General features: G+C 59.7%; 13 protein-coding genes. 8 read left to right on the top strand and 5 right to left on the bottom strand.

The genetic code is table 11. The features are described from left to right. Positions 1-8: 8 nt before the first annotated feature. The 4 genes from A9971_RS21565 to flgA form a co-directional block, all read right to left on the bottom strand. A complete protein-coding gene (locus tag A9971_RS21565; protein ID WP_011062749.1) occupies positions 9-755 on the bottom strand; it encodes a flagellar brake protein in 747 nt (248 codons plus the stop codon). A 96-nt stretch (positions 756-851) separates the two neighbouring features. Continuing rightward, positions 852-1,319 (bottom strand): flagella synthesis protein FlgN, encoded by a 468-nt coding sequence (locus A9971_RS21560; RefSeq protein ID WP_011062748.1) that lies wholly within the window; start codon positions 1,317-1,319, stop codon positions 852-854. 48 nt (positions 1,320-1,367) lie between these two features. Continuing rightward, the gene (gene flgM, locus A9971_RS21555; protein WP_011062747.1) at positions 1,368-1,685 is read right to left on the bottom strand and encodes a flagellar biosynthesis anti-sigma factor FlgM; all 318 of its coding nucleotides are present in this window, start codon (positions 1,683-1,685) and stop codon (positions 1,368-1,370) included. Between the two features lie 151 nt (positions 1,686-1,836). Then, positions 1,837-2,598 (bottom strand): flagellar basal body P-ring formation chaperone FlgA, encoded by a 762-nt coding sequence (gene flgA, locus A9971_RS21550; protein ID WP_011062746.1) that lies wholly within the window; start codon positions 2,596-2,598, stop codon positions 1,837-1,839. A 75-nt stretch (positions 2,599-2,673) separates the two neighbouring features. On the opposite strand from flgA, the gene A9971_RS21545 reads away from it, so the two are divergent. The 6 genes from A9971_RS21545 to flgE all read left to right on the top strand — a co-directional run bounded on the left by A9971_RS21545 (position 2,674) and on the right by flgE (position 7,700). Continuing rightward, positions 2,674-3,606 carry a chemotaxis protein CheV gene (locus tag A9971_RS21545; protein WP_011062745.1) on the top strand — a complete coding sequence of 311 codons (933 nt, stop codon included), beginning with the start codon at positions 2,674-2,676 and terminating at the stop codon, positions 3,604-3,606. 43 nt (positions 3,607-3,649) lie between these two features. Then, complete coding sequence (gene cheR / locus A9971_RS21540) at positions 3,650-4,477, top strand: protein-glutamate O-methyltransferase CheR (protein ID WP_182999981.1); 828 nt, start codon at positions 3,650-3,652, stop codon at positions 4,475-4,477. A gap of 251 nt (positions 4,478-4,728) precedes the next feature. Next, positions 4,729-5,136 carry a flagellar basal body rod protein FlgB gene (flgB, locus tag A9971_RS21535; protein ID WP_011062743.1) on the top strand — a complete coding sequence of 136 codons (408 nt, stop codon included), beginning with the start codon at positions 4,729-4,731 and terminating at the stop codon, positions 5,134-5,136. A gap of 3 nt (positions 5,137-5,139) precedes the next feature. Beyond that, the gene (gene flgC / locus A9971_RS21530) at positions 5,140-5,583 is read left to right on the top strand and encodes a flagellar basal body rod protein FlgC (protein ID WP_011062742.1); all 444 of its coding nucleotides are present in this window, start codon (positions 5,140-5,142) and stop codon (positions 5,581-5,583) included. Between the two features lie 15 nt (positions 5,584-5,598). Continuing rightward, a complete protein-coding gene (flgD, locus tag A9971_RS21525) occupies positions 5,599-6,327 on the top strand; it encodes a flagellar hook assembly protein FlgD (protein WP_011062741.1) in 729 nt (242 codons plus the stop codon). A gap of 29 nt (positions 6,328-6,356) precedes the next feature. Beyond that, a complete protein-coding gene (gene flgE, locus A9971_RS21520; RefSeq protein ID WP_077934636.1) occupies positions 6,357-7,700 on the top strand; it encodes a flagellar hook protein FlgE in 1,344 nt (447 codons plus the stop codon). Between the two features lie 264 nt (positions 7,701-7,964). On the opposite strand, the gene A9971_RS21515 is transcribed toward flgE, so the two are convergent. Then, positions 7,965-10,856, bottom strand: coding sequence for a ribonucleoside-diphosphate reductase subunit alpha (locus tag A9971_RS21515; RefSeq protein ID WP_011062739.1), 2,892 nt, complete (start codon positions 10,854-10,856; stop codon positions 7,965-7,967). Between the two features lie 786 nt (positions 10,857-11,642). Between A9971_RS21515 and A9971_RS21510 the strand changes: the two genes are divergently transcribed. Then, positions 11,643-12,365, top strand: a complete 723-nt coding sequence (locus tag A9971_RS21510) for a response regulator (protein WP_011062738.1) — start codon at positions 11,643-11,645, stop codon at positions 12,363-12,365. Further along, a complete protein-coding gene (locus A9971_RS21505; RefSeq protein WP_011062737.1) occupies positions 12,362-13,972 on the top strand; it encodes an ATP-binding protein in 1,611 nt (536 codons plus the stop codon). The genes A9971_RS21510 and A9971_RS21505 overlap by 4 nt, the downstream gene beginning before the upstream one ends. Positions 13,973-13,985 lie beyond the last annotated feature (13 nt).

Raw genomic sequence — 13,985 nt, 5'->3', positions numbered from 1 at the left:
CCTTTGAATCAGAGGTCGTCTTTATCGAAGCGCCGCGCTTCACGCTGCAGTTGATAGACGAAGCGTTCGACCTGGCGCTGTACCAGGCCGCTCATGTTGTGGAAGCGTACGCCGGCAAAGGTGGTGTCGATACGTTCTTCGTGGTGCAGGTAACGCAGTTCCACCGGGGCCGTCATGCTGCCGAAGGGCAGGGCGGCGATAAAGCGCTCGTAAACCTGGCCCAGTTGCAGGCGTGAGGAAATATCGCCGTCGAAACGTAATTTGCAGCCGGTGGCGGAAATGTCCAGCAGCTTGCCGCTGAGGGGTGATTTGAGTTTTTCGCCGCTCAGTTCGATGTCTACCAGTTGTGCCAGCTTCAGGGCGGCACGAAAGGCGTTGCGGCGCTGGTGGTAGACCACTTCGTCCGGCAGGGTGGTGCGGTAGCAGCGGCCGCCGTTGGATTCGTCGAGGGTGGGCAAGCCGTTGCTTTCCCAGGCGATACGTACGCCTTCATGAAAGCCTTCAACGCGAAACGGTTCGCCTGCGAGCAGGAAGCGTTCACCGTCGCGGGGGATCATTTCGTCGAGGGCGATCATGTTGCTATCGCGGTCCACTTCCACCAGATAGCTTTGGAAGCGCTGGCTACGCTCGTGGAAAGTGATGATCAGCGGGTCATGGCTCTCTTGCAGCAACCGCAGGTTGGAAGAGATCTCCAACGCAGTGGTGAGCACCTTGGGTGGCTGCGGAGTATCTTCCGCATTTGAGGCGTTGAACACGGTTCATCAATCTCCAGACAAAATACAACTACACGCAGGAGCCAGCATTTTGCCAGCATGTTTCACGGCTTGGTAGCGCGCGCTCATTTTTTGGGTTTAAGCCTGACTGAGTGGGCGTGGCTTCGCAAGCATTGAGGTAGAGCCGCGGGCGTCGTATAGGGCAGGAGGTTCGCCACCATTGAGGATTTTCAGCTGGTTGGCGGTGGTGGCCTGTTGGATCTGGATCGAGCGACCATTGAGCTCGTTGGCAGCTTGGCACTCGGCAAGCAATTGGGTCAGGACATTGCTCTGTTCGAGCAATTGCGCGCCCAGGCTGGAGTGGCTGGCCAGTTGCTCGAGCCCCTCGCGGTTGGTCGGCAGGTTCAGGCTGGCAAGAATTTGCGTGCGCTTACGGCCATGCTGTTCCAGCAAGATGACCAAGGCTTGCTTCTGCGCCAGGATATCTTCCAGCAGCGGCATGTCGCGGCCGTGGAGGGCGATAGACTCGGCGCGTAGCAGCTCCAGCAAGTGTTGCGCTGGAGCAAGGTCATCGTTGATCAATTGCAGTAGGTTGGTGTCGTGCATGGCTGGCCTTGGGGATTAAGCGTCCAAAAGCCTGGCGCAAGCCTGGGGCTAGCGCTGGGCTTCGAAGTTAAGCAGTTTGCTGGCTACGCGGTTGCTGTCGACCTTATAGCTGCCATCGGCAATCGCTTGCTTCAACTCGGCCACCCGGGCTTTGTCGACGGCAGGCTGATCACGCAGCTTGTCAGTGACTTTCTGCAACTGTTGAGCCTCATTGCTCAGGTGTACCGATTCCCCGCTTTTGCTGGTCTCGGCGGCGGTTGTCAGCGGCGTGGATTTGCCGGCATCACCGGTTTCCTTGCTGGTGCTGGTACGCGTACTGCCTGTCAGTGAAGGGGAGCTGTTTAAACGGCTGAAGTCGATGACCATGATGAAGTAAACCTCTGGGTATTTGGACGCTTGCCATGTTTTCGGCCATACCCTGAAAAACTTTAGGCTTGATTGTCGACAAACCAGGTCAGGTATCTGCGACCCTTTATCGGCCACAGTTTAGGGAACGCACGGCTTGAGCGCCAGCTATCTACATGGCCACTTCCACTTGCCCTGGCGCCGTGATGCGGGCCTTGATCACTCGTTGCGAATTGAGATTCTTGACCCGGATCTGTTCGCTCATGCCGCCGTTGGACAGCGCCTCGCCCGGCATCCGTACATTCAACGTGCCGCTGCGTGCCGATATCACCACTTGATCGCCCTTGCGCACGACTTCCGCCTGCTCCAGATGGGCCAGGGTAACGAGCTGGTCGGCGACCATTGGTCGGACAAGTTTCTGACCAATGGCTTGGTCCACTGAGGTGAGGTAGCCCTGATTGTTCTGGCTGATGTCCCGTTCGCGCAGCACCACGTCTTCCGGTTCGATGATGCCGGCGCGCTTGAGCGGGCGTGCAGTGGTGACCACCTCACGAAACAGCTTGACCTGCGCCGGCACGAATACCGTCCATGGCGAGGCGCCTTCGCAGCGCACTTTGACGGTGACCCGCCCCAGCGGTTGGGCCGGGCTTTCCAGGTTGGCTGTCAATTCCTTGTCGCAATTGGGCATGCGCATGCGCGGGTCCAGCTGGTTGACCTGGATTTCATAGCGACCTTCCGTTTGACTGGTGGCCAGGTAGTCTTCTACCGTGAATTCAAGAAACCCTTGAGTGACGCCGATAAGAAGATCAGGCAGGGTGACCGAATCAGCAACGGCAGGGTTGCCGGGGTTTAAAATGCACAAAGCCGACAGCCCGCACAGCAAAGTGCGGTAGCGGGATGTCAGGCGTCGGAAAAATGTCGTTTTGGCGTTCATAACAGTTAAAAAGCAAGCGCCGTGCCGTTTAGCAATGAGCGTGCGTCGGATCTTAAAGCTTTGGGGAGTCTGGGCATGGCTGGTGTAATGGATTCGGTGAACCAGCGCACGCAATTGGTTGGGCAGAATCGACTAGAGTTGTTGCTGTTCCGTCTGGACGGTGGGCAGCTCTACGGGATCAACGTATTCAAGGTTCGCGAGGTGCTGCAATGCCCTAAGCTGACCCTGATGCCCAAATCCAGTCCTGTGGTGTGCGGTGTCGCGAATATACGAGGGGCAACCATTCCGATCCTGGATCTGGCAATGGCTACGGGTTCTGGTGGCCTGCAGGACCAGAGCAATCCGTTCGTCATCATCACTGAGTACAACACCAAGACCCAGGGTTTCCTGGTGCGCTCGGTGGAGCGCATCGTCAACATGAACTGGGAAGAGATCCATCCGCCGCCCAAGGGGACCGGACGCGATCACTACCTGACGGCGGTCACTCGGGTGGACAACCAGTTGGTGGAAATCATCGACGTGGAGAAGATCCTGGCGGAAGTCGCGCCGACCTCGGAGGCGATCTCGGCAGGAGTGGTGGATGTCGAAACCCAGCACAAGGCTGTTTCCCTGCGGGTGCTGACCGTCGATGACTCGTCGGTGGCACGCAAGCAGGTCACCCGTTGCCTGCAAACCGTAGGTGTCGAGGTAGTGGCATTGAATGATGGCCGGCAAGCGCTGGATTACTTGCGCAAACTGGTGGACGAGGGCAAGAAGCCGGAAGAGGAATTCCTCATGATGATTTCCGACATCGAGATGCCCGAAATGGACGGTTACACCCTCACGGCCGAGATACGTAATGATCCACGCATGCAAAAGCTGCATATCATCCTGCATACTTCGTTGTCAGGGGTGTTCAATCAGGCGATGGTGAAGAAGGTCGGTGCCGATGACTTCCTTGCCAAGTTCCGCCCTGATGACCTGGCATCCCGGGTAGTCGACCGGATCAAAGCAGCAGATCACAGCTAAGGGCACTCGCCCTGGCGGACATAAGATTTAAGAGGCGGCAGCATTGTCTACGGGTAATTTGGATTTTGAACAGTTCCGGGTCTTCCTGGAAAAAGCCTGTGGTATTTTGCTCGGGGAAAATAAGCAATATCTAGTCTCGAGCCGTCTCAACAAACTGATGGAGCAGCAAGGGATAAAAACCTTGGGTGAGCTGGTCCAGCGGATTCAGACCCAGCCCCGCAGTGGTTTGCGCGAGATGGTCGTGGATGCCATGACGACCAACGAAACCTTGTGGTTTCGCGACACCTACCCATTCGAGGTGTTGAAGAACAAGGTGCTTCCCGAAGCCATCAAGGCCAGTCCCAACCAGCGCTTGCGCATCTGGTCTGCGGCCTGTTCGTCGGGGCAGGAGCCCTACTCGCTGTCGATGTCCATCGATGAGTTCGAGCGTAGCAACATGGGGCAGTTGAAGATGGGGGTGCAGATCGTTGCCACTGATCTGTCCGGGACCATGCTCAACAACTGCAAGACCGGTGAATATGACAGCCTGGCAATTGGGCGTGGCCTGTCGGCCGAGCGCCTGCAGCGTTACTTCGACCCCAAGGGGTCGGGGCGCTGGGTGGTCAAGGCGCCGATCAAGAGCCGCGTGGAGTTCCGCTCGTTCAACCTGCTGGACAGCTACGCCAGTCTCGGCAAGTTCGACATCGTGTTTTGTCGCAATGTGTTGATCTACTTCTCGGCGGAGGTCAAGAAGGACATCCTGATGCGCATTCACAGCACCCTGAAGCCTGGCGGCTACCTGTTCCTGGGGGCTTCCGAAGCCCTCAATGGGCTGCCGGATCATTACCAGATGGTGCAATGCAGTCCGGGCATCATCTACCAGGCCAAGTAGCCAGCAGATCGTCGTACCGAAAAAGGAGGCCATTGGGCCTCCTTTTTTGTGCCTGCAATTATCTGGCGCGCCGGCTGAAAGCGGCAGGGTGGTTGCCGCTTTGCCGGTGTTTCGCGGAAATCCGTTGCCGCTTTTCTGGCATTGCCGCCTTGCCGTCGCCGGCAAACCCTTGAAATACGGGGTTTGATGACTTGGCACGCAGCTTGCTATATCCGAGTTACGAAAAATCAGGTCACCCAAAGGTTTCCGCCATGAGCATCAGCTTCGATAAAGCGCTCGGTATCCACGAACAGGCCCTTGGCTTTCGCGCCAAGCGTGCCGAAGTTCTGGCCAACAACATCGCCAACGCCGATACCCCGAACTACAAGGCTCGGGACCTGGACTTCTCTGCCGTGCTTGCCGAGCAGAATCAGAAGGCCCAGAACGGTACCTTCGCGTTGAACATGACCAACAACCGGCATATCGAAGCCCAGGGCTTGAGCAGTGGTGATGAATCGCTGCTGTATCGCACCCCGATGCAACCTTCGATCGACCAGAACACCGTGGACGCCCAGCTGGAGCAATCGAGCTACGCGCAGAACTCGGTGGATTTCCAGGCCAGCTTCACGCTGCTCAACAGCAAATTCAAAGGGCTGGTAGCAGCCCTGCGCGGAGAGTAATCCATGTCCCTCGCCAGTGTTTTCAATATTGCCGGTAGTGGCATGAGCGCCCAGACCACCCGTCTGAACACCGTCGCCAGTAACATCGCCAACGCCGAGAGCGTCTCGTCGAGCATCGACCAGACCTACCGCGCTCGTCACCCGGTGTTTGCCACCATGTTCCAGGGTGCGCAAAGCGGCGGCAGCGACTCGCTGTTCCAGAACCAGGACGCTGCCGGCCAGGGCGTGCAGGTACTGGGTGTGGTCGAAGACCAGAGCAACCTCGAAGCTCGTTACGAGCCGAACCATCCCGCCGCTGATGCCAAGGGTTATGTCTACTACCCCAACGTCAACGTGGTGGAAGAAATGGCCGACATGATTTCTGCCAGTCGTTCGTTCCAGACCAACGCTGAAATGATGAACACCGCCAAAACCATGATGCAGAAGGTCCTGACCCTGGGTCAGTGATAAGGGGCGAAGACCATGAGCGTTACTGATACCACCAACGCCCCATCCCTCAAGGATATCCTGGCGAATTCGTCGAAAACGACGAGCAATACCAGCGCCGACGGCCTGGCCGCGGCGACCAACAGCGCCACCGGCAAACAGAGCCTGGGCAAGGACGCATTCCTCAAGCTGCTGGTAACCCAGCTGAACAACCAGAACCCGCTGGATCCGCAGGACAACAGTGCTTTCGTTGCCCAGTTGGCGCAGTTCTCCACCCTGGAAGGCATCACCACCCTCAACTCCTCGGTGAATGCGATCACGGGTAACTACAAGTCTTCCCAGGCCTTGCAGGCTTCGTCCCTGGTGGGGCGCTCGGTCATCGTGCAGACCGGCACTACCCAGGTCGACACCAGCAAGAGCATGACCGGCTCGGTCACCGTGCCATCCAGCGTGAACTCGGTCACCGTGACCGTCACCGACAAGGACGGCAATACCGTCAAGACCATCGACATGGGCAGCCAGAAGGCCGGCAACGCCAGCTTTGTCTGGGATGGCACCAAGACTGACGGCACCAAGGCGGATCCGGGCAACTACACCTTCAAGGCCAGCACCACCATCGATGGCAAGGGCACTGATCTGATCACCTACCTGCCGGCCACGGTCAATAGCGTGACCATCAGCCAGACCGGCGGCGAGTTGATGTTGAACCTCGCCGGCATGAGCAGCCCGATTGCCCTGTCCAAAGTACAAACCATTGGTATCTAGAGCCGACTAACCGGCACAAGGAGTGGAATATGTCTTTCAATATCGGCCTTAGCGGTCTCTACGCTGCCAACAAACAGCTGGACGTTACCGGCAACAACATCGCCAACGTCGCTACCACCGGCTTCAAATCCTCCCGTGCGGAGTTCGCCGACGTCTATTCGGCCACCAAGCTGGGCAGCGGCACCCAGGTGATTGGTAACGGTGTGCGCCTGGCCAACGTTTCCCAGCAGTTCACCAACGGTGATATCAACAACACCGGTAATGTGCTGGACATGGGCATCCAGGGCCAGGGCTTCTTCGTGCTGAGCACCAACGGCTCCCTGACCTACACCCGTGCCGGTACCTTCAAGACCGACAAGGAAGGCTACATCACCAACAGTGACGGCACTGCCCGCCTGCAAGGTTATGCGGTCGATGCCAACGGCAAGATCATCAACGGTGTGCTGACCGACCTGCGGATCGATACTTCGAACCTGGCGCCAAAGCCAACCGACTCGATCTCCTCGACGATCAACCTGAACTCCGATTCGACGCCGATCGATGTGGGTGCGACCACTCCGGCCTATGTGTTCAATCCGACCGACAACACCACCTACACCAAGCAGTTCAGCACGCCTGTGTATGACACCCAGGGCAACAAGCACGTCATGGATCAGTACATGATCAAGACGCCGAACGCCAATGAGTGGCAAACCTACACGCTGATTGATGGTCGCAACCCGGACGGTACTGCATTCACCATGGCCAACCAGTCGCCGATCACCATGAAGTTCGACTCGTCGGGCAAGCTCAGCAGCATGACCCCGCCAACTGCGCCTGGGACCACGCCGTATACCATTACCGGTAACAGCATTGTCATGTCGGCTGCGGCCTGGACCCCGGGTACCGTCACTAACGGCGTGTTCACTCCCAATGGCGCCAAGCCTGCACCTAACGGTGTCAGCATCGACATGACCAAAACCGGTTCGGTGTTTGGCGAAAGCACCCGCTCGGTGATCGCGCAGAACGGCTACTCCACTGGCCAGATCAGCAGCCTGACCATCGATGGCACCGGTGTGATGCTGGCCAACTTCAGCAACGAGCAGACCAAGCCGATCGGTCAGATCTCCCTGGCCAGCTTCACCAACGAGCAGGGCCTGCAGCCGGTAGGCGGCACTCAGTGGAAAGAGACCTACTCGTCCGGTATTCCAGGTTATGACGCGCCGAAGACTGGCACCCTGGGGGCGATTCAGTCCAACTCCCTGGAAGAGTCCAACGTCAACCTGACCAACGAACTGGTAAACCTGATCAAGGCCCAGAGCAACTATCAGGCGAACGCCAAGACCATCTCCACCCAGAGCACCATCATGCAGACCATCATCCAGATGACCTGATGCTGGTTGGCTGAAACGCTTTACGAAAAGCCCCTCCTCGAGGGGCTTTTTTGTGCCTGTTCGATAGTGTTGTTCGCTCTGCAAGAACCGCTGCCGCAGGGGCTGGCTTGCCAGCGAAGGCGCTCTCGGTGCAGTGCAAGGCTTCGGGCCTCTTCGCTGGCAAGCAGGCTCCTGCAGCTTTGTTGCGGGCAAAAGAAAACCCCCGATAAACCGGAGGTCTATCGGGGGTTGGGGCAGGTGCCCGCAGGCACCTGTCGGCTCAGCTTATTGGCAAGCTTCGCAATCCGGCTCGTCGATGGCGCAAGCCTTAGGTACAGGAGCTGGGCCGGCTGGAGCCGCGAGGACCGAGTCGTCACCGTGGTTGCCGCCGCTGGAAACAGCGTTCAGCTTGCCGGTGTTGATGGTGGACTTCTCGGTGCTGGTGGCGGCCAGGGCGCGGAGGTAGTAGGTGGTTTTCAGGCCACGGTACCAAGCCATGCGGTAGGTCACGTCCAGCTTCTTGCCCGAAGCGCCGGCGATGTACAGGTTCAGCGACTGAGCCTGGTCGATCCACTTCTGGCGACGGCTGGCGGCGTCGACGATCCACTTGGTTTCCACTTCGAAGGCAGTCGCGTAGAGCTCCTTGAGCTCCTGCGGGATGCGCTCGATCTGCTGTACCGAACCGTCGTAGTACTTCAGGTCGTTGATCATGACCGAGTCCCACAGACCGCGAGCCTTCAGGTCGCGAACCAGGTACGGGTTGATCACGGTGAATTCGCCCGACAGGTTGGATTTCACATAGAGGTTCTGATAGGTCGGTTCGATCGACTGCGACACGCCGGTGATGTTGGCGATAGTGGCGGTCGGTGCGATGGCCATGATGTTGGAGTTACGAATGCCTTTCTGTACACGGGCGCGAACCGGTGCCCAGTCCAGGGATTCGTTGAGGTCCACATCGATGTACTTCTGGCCACGGGCTTCGATCAGGATCTGTTGCGAATCCAGCGGCAGGATGCCCTTGGACCACAGCGAACCCTGGAAGGTCTCGTAGGCGCCGCGCTCGTCGGCCAGGTCGCAGGAAGCCTGGATTGCGTAGTAGCTGACCGCTTCCATGGACTTGTCGGCGAACTCGACGGCTGCGTCGGAACCGTAGGCGATGTGCTGCAGGTACAGCGCATCCTGGAAGCCCATGATGCCCAGGCCGACCGGACGGTGCTTGAAGTTGGAGTTCTTCGCTTGCGGCACCGAGTAGTAGTTGATGTCGATCACGTTGTCGAGCATGCGCACGGCAGTGTTCACGGTGCGTTGCAGCTTGGCGGTATCCAGCTTGCCGTCGACGATGTGGTTCGGCAGGTTGATCGAGCCCAGGTTGCAGACTGCGATCTCGTCCTTGTTGGTGTTCAGGGTGATCTCGGTGCACAGGTTCGAGCTGTGGACCACGCCCACGTGCTGCTGCGGGCTGCGCAGGTTGCACGGGTCCTTGAAGGTCAGCCATGGGTGGCCGGTCTCGAAGAGCATGGACAGCATCTTGCGCCACAGGTCTTTGGCCTGGACGGTCTTGAACAGCTTGATCTTGTTGTACTCGGTCAGGGCTTCGTAGTACTCGTAGCGCTCTTCGAAGGCCTTGCCGGTCAGGTCGTGCAGATCAGGCACTTCCGATGGCGAGAACAGGGTCCACTTGCCGTCGTCGAAGACGCGCTTCATGAACAGGTCGGGGATCCAGTTGGCGGTGTTCATGTCGTGGGTACGACGGCGGTCATCACCGGTGTTCTTGCGCAGCTCGATGAACTCTTCGATGTCCATGTGCCAGGTTTCCAGGTAGGCACAGACAGCGCCCTTGCGCTTGCCACCCTGGTTCACGGCTACCGCGGTGTCATTGACCACTTTCAGGAAAGGCACGACGCCCTGGGATTTGCCATTGGTGCCCTTGATATAGGAGCCCAGTGCGCGTACCGGAGTCCAGTCGTTGCCCAGGCCGCCGGCGAATTTCGACAGCATGGCGTTGTCGTGGATGGCGCCGTAGATGCCCGACAGGTCGTCCGGAACGGTGGTCAGGTAGCAGCTCGACAGCTGTGGACGCAGGGTGCCGGCGTTGAACAGGGTCGGGGTCGAAGCCATGTAGTCGAAGGACGACAACAGGTTGTAGAACTCGATGGCGCGGTCTTCACGCTGTTTCTCTTCGATTGCAAGGCCCATGGCCACGCGCATGAAGAAGATCTGTGGCAGTTCGAAACGCACGCCATCCTTGTGGATGAAGTAGCGGTCGTACAGGGTCTGCAGGCCCAGGTAGGTGAACTGCTGGTCGCGCTCGTGGTTGATCGCCTTACCGAGTTTTTCCAGATCGAACTCGGCCAGTACCGGGTTCAGCAATTCGAACTCGATACCCTTGGCGACGTAAGCCGGCAGCGCCTTGGCGTACAGCTCGGCCATTTCGTGGTGGGTGGCGCTTTCGGCTACTTCGAGGAAGCCCAGGCCTTCGGCACGCAGGGTGTCCATCAGCAGGCGGGCAGTCACGAACGAGTAGTTCGGCTCGCGCTCGACCAGGGTGCGGGCAGTCATCACCAGGGCGGTGTTGACGTCTTTGAGTGCCACGCCGTCGTAGAGGTTCTTCAGGGTTTCGCGCTGGATCAGGTCGCCGTCGACTTCTTCCAGGCCTTCGCAGGCTTCGCTGACGATGGTGTTCAGGCGGCCCATGTCCAGGGGCGCGAAGCTGCCATCGGTGCGGGTGATGCGGATCGAAGGGTGGGCTTGTACCGGCTCTTCGCTGGTGGAGCGGGTGGCCCGTTCCTTGGCTCGGGAGTCACGGTAGATCACGTAGTCGCGGGCGACTTTCTGCTCGCCGGCGCGCATCAGGGCCAGTTCGACCTGGTCCTGGATCTCTTCGATGTGGATGGTGCCGCCCGAAGGCATGCGACGCTTGAAGGTTGCGGTGACCTGTTCGGTCAGGCGCGCCACGGTGTCGTGGATTCGCGACGAGGCAGCGGCGGTGCCGCCTTCAACTGCGAGGAACGCTTTGGTGATCGCGACGGTGATCTTGTCATCGGTATAAGGAACGACAGTGCCGTTACGCTTGATCACGCGCAATTGGCCAGGTGCGGTAGCAGACAGATCCTGAGTGGAATCGGCGGCCTGCGGCGCATTGGCCTGCGAGTTCTCGCGAGTTGTGTCGGTTTGCATGGGTGTCTCCACGTTCTCTATGTTTGTTTGGGCACCGTTTGGGTGCCCACCGTTCCGTCCTGAAGCACTACAGCCGGCAGAGGCCGGGCATAACGACTTCGGGACAGTTCAGGAAGGGGGCTATAGGCGCCGCTTCCATGCCGAAGTCATGGGTGCCGAGCCGGGGCTCGGCACCTTATTCCTGGTGGGTGACAGTCTTGTTGCTGCAACACCCGTACCGCTTTCTCCTGGACAGGGTGGAAAACGATGCCATCCGCACGCGCGGTCTTGGTCTTCTGAAACAGCGATTGGTTCCACCAAACGGGGCAAGAAAAGGGCTTGAGTTTCTTGGCTGAATTGTGTTTGGTTTTTTGCGCAAAACCCTAGATATAGGGATTTTTAGCCGCCGGGCTACAAGATAATGCGTTTGGGGGGCTGATTGCAACGTACTGCCTGTGGATAAGGTTGTGCGTAAATTGTGTATGGACTGGGTAAAACTCACGCAGCCCGCAGTCCCAGTGGATGGAACCGTTTGTCACTGTTTTTTACCGTCGAAAATTGCCTTGGGCGGATTTTTGCGGGCGCGAACCCTATCACAAAAAAACGCCCTGACCGAGTCGTTTTAGCCGCTTGTGTCGGCGCCTGTGCCGGTTGCTACAATCGGCAGCGATCGGCTGGGGTTTCCCGGCCTTTCCCATGGCAAACCAGCCACCTTTCCCAGAGCGTGTTATCCGCCTTTTTCATGACAGAAAGACGGGGGCTTTCCTGCTCAAGGTGGACTGGCAATAGAACAAGAAGAGGTCGTGCGTGGAACAGGAAGCCTGGCAGGTACTGATTGTCGAGGATGACCAGCGTCTGGCTGAGTTGACCCGTGAATATCTCGAAAGCAATGGCCTGCAGGTGGCGATCGAGGGCAACGGTGCCCGGGCCGCGGCCAGGATCATTGCCGAGCAGCCGGATCTGGTGATCCTCGACCTGATGCTGCCCGGTGAAGACGGCCTGAGCATCTGCCGCAAGGTTCGGGATCGTTATGACGGAGTGATCCTCATGCTCACCGCCCGTACCGATGACATGGACCAGATCATGGGCCTGGACCTGGGTGCCGACGACTATGTCTGCAAGCCGGTGCGCCCGCGGTTGCTGCTGGCGCGCATCCAGGCCCTGCTGCGCCGTAGCGAAGCGCCGGAGCCGGCGGTGGAGAAAACCCGCCGCCTGCAGTTCGGCCCGCTGGTGGTGGACAATGCCCTGCGCGAGGCCTGGCTGAGCGATGCCGGGATCGAATTGACCAGTGCCGAGTTCGACCTGCTGTGGCTGCTGGTGGCCAATGCCGGGCGGATCCTGTCCCGGGAAGAAATCTTCACCGCCCTGCGCGGCATCGGCTATGACGGCCAGGACCGCTCCATCGATGTTCGGATCTCGCGCATCCGCCCGAAGATCGGTGACGATCCGGAGCACCCGCGGCTGATCAAGACCATTCGCAGCAAGGGTTACCTGTTCGTCCCCGAAGCCGCCGCCGACATGCGCTCGTGAACTCGATCTTCCTGCGGATCTACGGCGGTATGTGCGCCGCGCTGATCCTCGTGGCGTTGCTTGGGGTCCTGGCCCTGCATCTGTTGAACCAGGTGCGCAGCGAGCAGTACCGCGAGCGGCTGGCCCACGGCACTTTTTCGCTGATGGCGGACAACCTGCAGCCGATGAGCGAGATCGAGCGTCGCCGGGCGCTGGCGGTGTGGGAGCGCTTGCTGGGCATTCCCCTGAGTCTCAAGACCTTCAGCCAGACCGACCTGGACAGTAGCCAGCGCGGTCGGGTGCTGCGCGGCCAGGCGCTGGTGGAGCAGACCGGCCCCTTCGCCGCCCGGGTCTATCGCCTGGTCAGCGAGAAGGAACAGCTGCTGCTCAGTGCCGAGGTCCAGCAGATCAGCGAGCAGTTGGCCCGGGCCACTATCTACCTGCTGGCGGATGAGCTGGTGCGTTATCCGGTGGCAGAGCAACCCCAGCGCCTGGCTGCACTCAAGGAAGCCAAGGGGTTTGGCTTCGATATGCAGTTGTCGACTCTGGACGCCGCAGACATGGACGAGGATCAGCGGCGCCGGGTGGCGGAGGGCGACACGGTGATGGCCCTGGGCAAGGGTGGCGATTCGATCCGGGTCTTCGCCGGCCTGGTGGGCACGCCCTGGGTGCTGGAGATCGGTCCGCTGTATCAGATGAATCCCTATCCGCCGCAATGGCTGGTGCTGATTGCCGTGCTGGGCCTGAGCCTGATCGGCCTGATCGTCTATCTATTGGTGCGCCAGCTGGAGCGGCGCCTCAGCGGCCTGGAGTCGGCGGCCACGCGGATCGCCAAGGGCAGCCTGGAAACCCGCGTGCCGGCCCGTGGCGCGGACTCGGTGGGGCGCCTGGCGGCGGCCTTCAATGGCATGGCCGAGCACTTGCAGCGCCTGCTGGCGATTCAGCGCGAGCTGGTACGTGCGGTGTCCCATGAGTTGCGCACACCCGTGGCGCGGCTGCGTTTCGGCCTGGAGATGATTGCTTCGGCGAGCACCGATCAGGCCCGGCAGAAGTACCTGGACGGCATGGACAACGACATTCAGGACCTCGACCGGCTGGTGGACGAAATGCTGACCTACGCCCGTCTGGAGCAGGGCTCGCCGGCCCTGAATTTCCAGCGTATCGACCTGGATGCGCTGATCAACCAGGTGATCAGCGAACTGGCGCCGTTGCGGGCCAATCTCAAGGTCCGGCGTGGCCTGTGCCTGTCTGCCGCCGAGTGTGACGGTGCGTGGGTCGAGGCCGAGCCGCGCTACCTGCACCGGGCCTTGCAGAACCTGGTGGGCAACGCCATGCGTCATGCCGAGTCCCAGGTGACGGTCAGCTATCAGGTAGGGCAGTTGCGCTGCCGGGTGGATGTGGAAGATGACGGTCCCGGCGTGCCGGAGCATGCCTGGGAAAAGATCTTCACCCCATTCCTGCGCCTGGATGACAGCCGCACCCGGGCTTCCGGCGGGCATGGGCTGGGGCTGTCGATTGTGCGGCGGATCATCCATTGGCACGAGGGCCGCGCCCTGATCAGCAAGAGCAAGAACCTGGGCGGTGCCTGCTTCAGCCTGAGCTGGCCACGGCATCAGGAACCCCGCTGAGGGCGGCCCCGGT

This window comes from Pseudomonas sp. UME65 (genome assembly GCF_014170225.1).
In the GTDB taxonomy this organism is placed as follows: Bacteria; Pseudomonadota; Gammaproteobacteria; order Pseudomonadales; family Pseudomonadaceae; genus Aquipseudomonas; species Aquipseudomonas protegens.
Note: the sequence above shows the minus strand (reverse complement) of the source record. Positions and strands in the feature narration are given on the sequence as shown.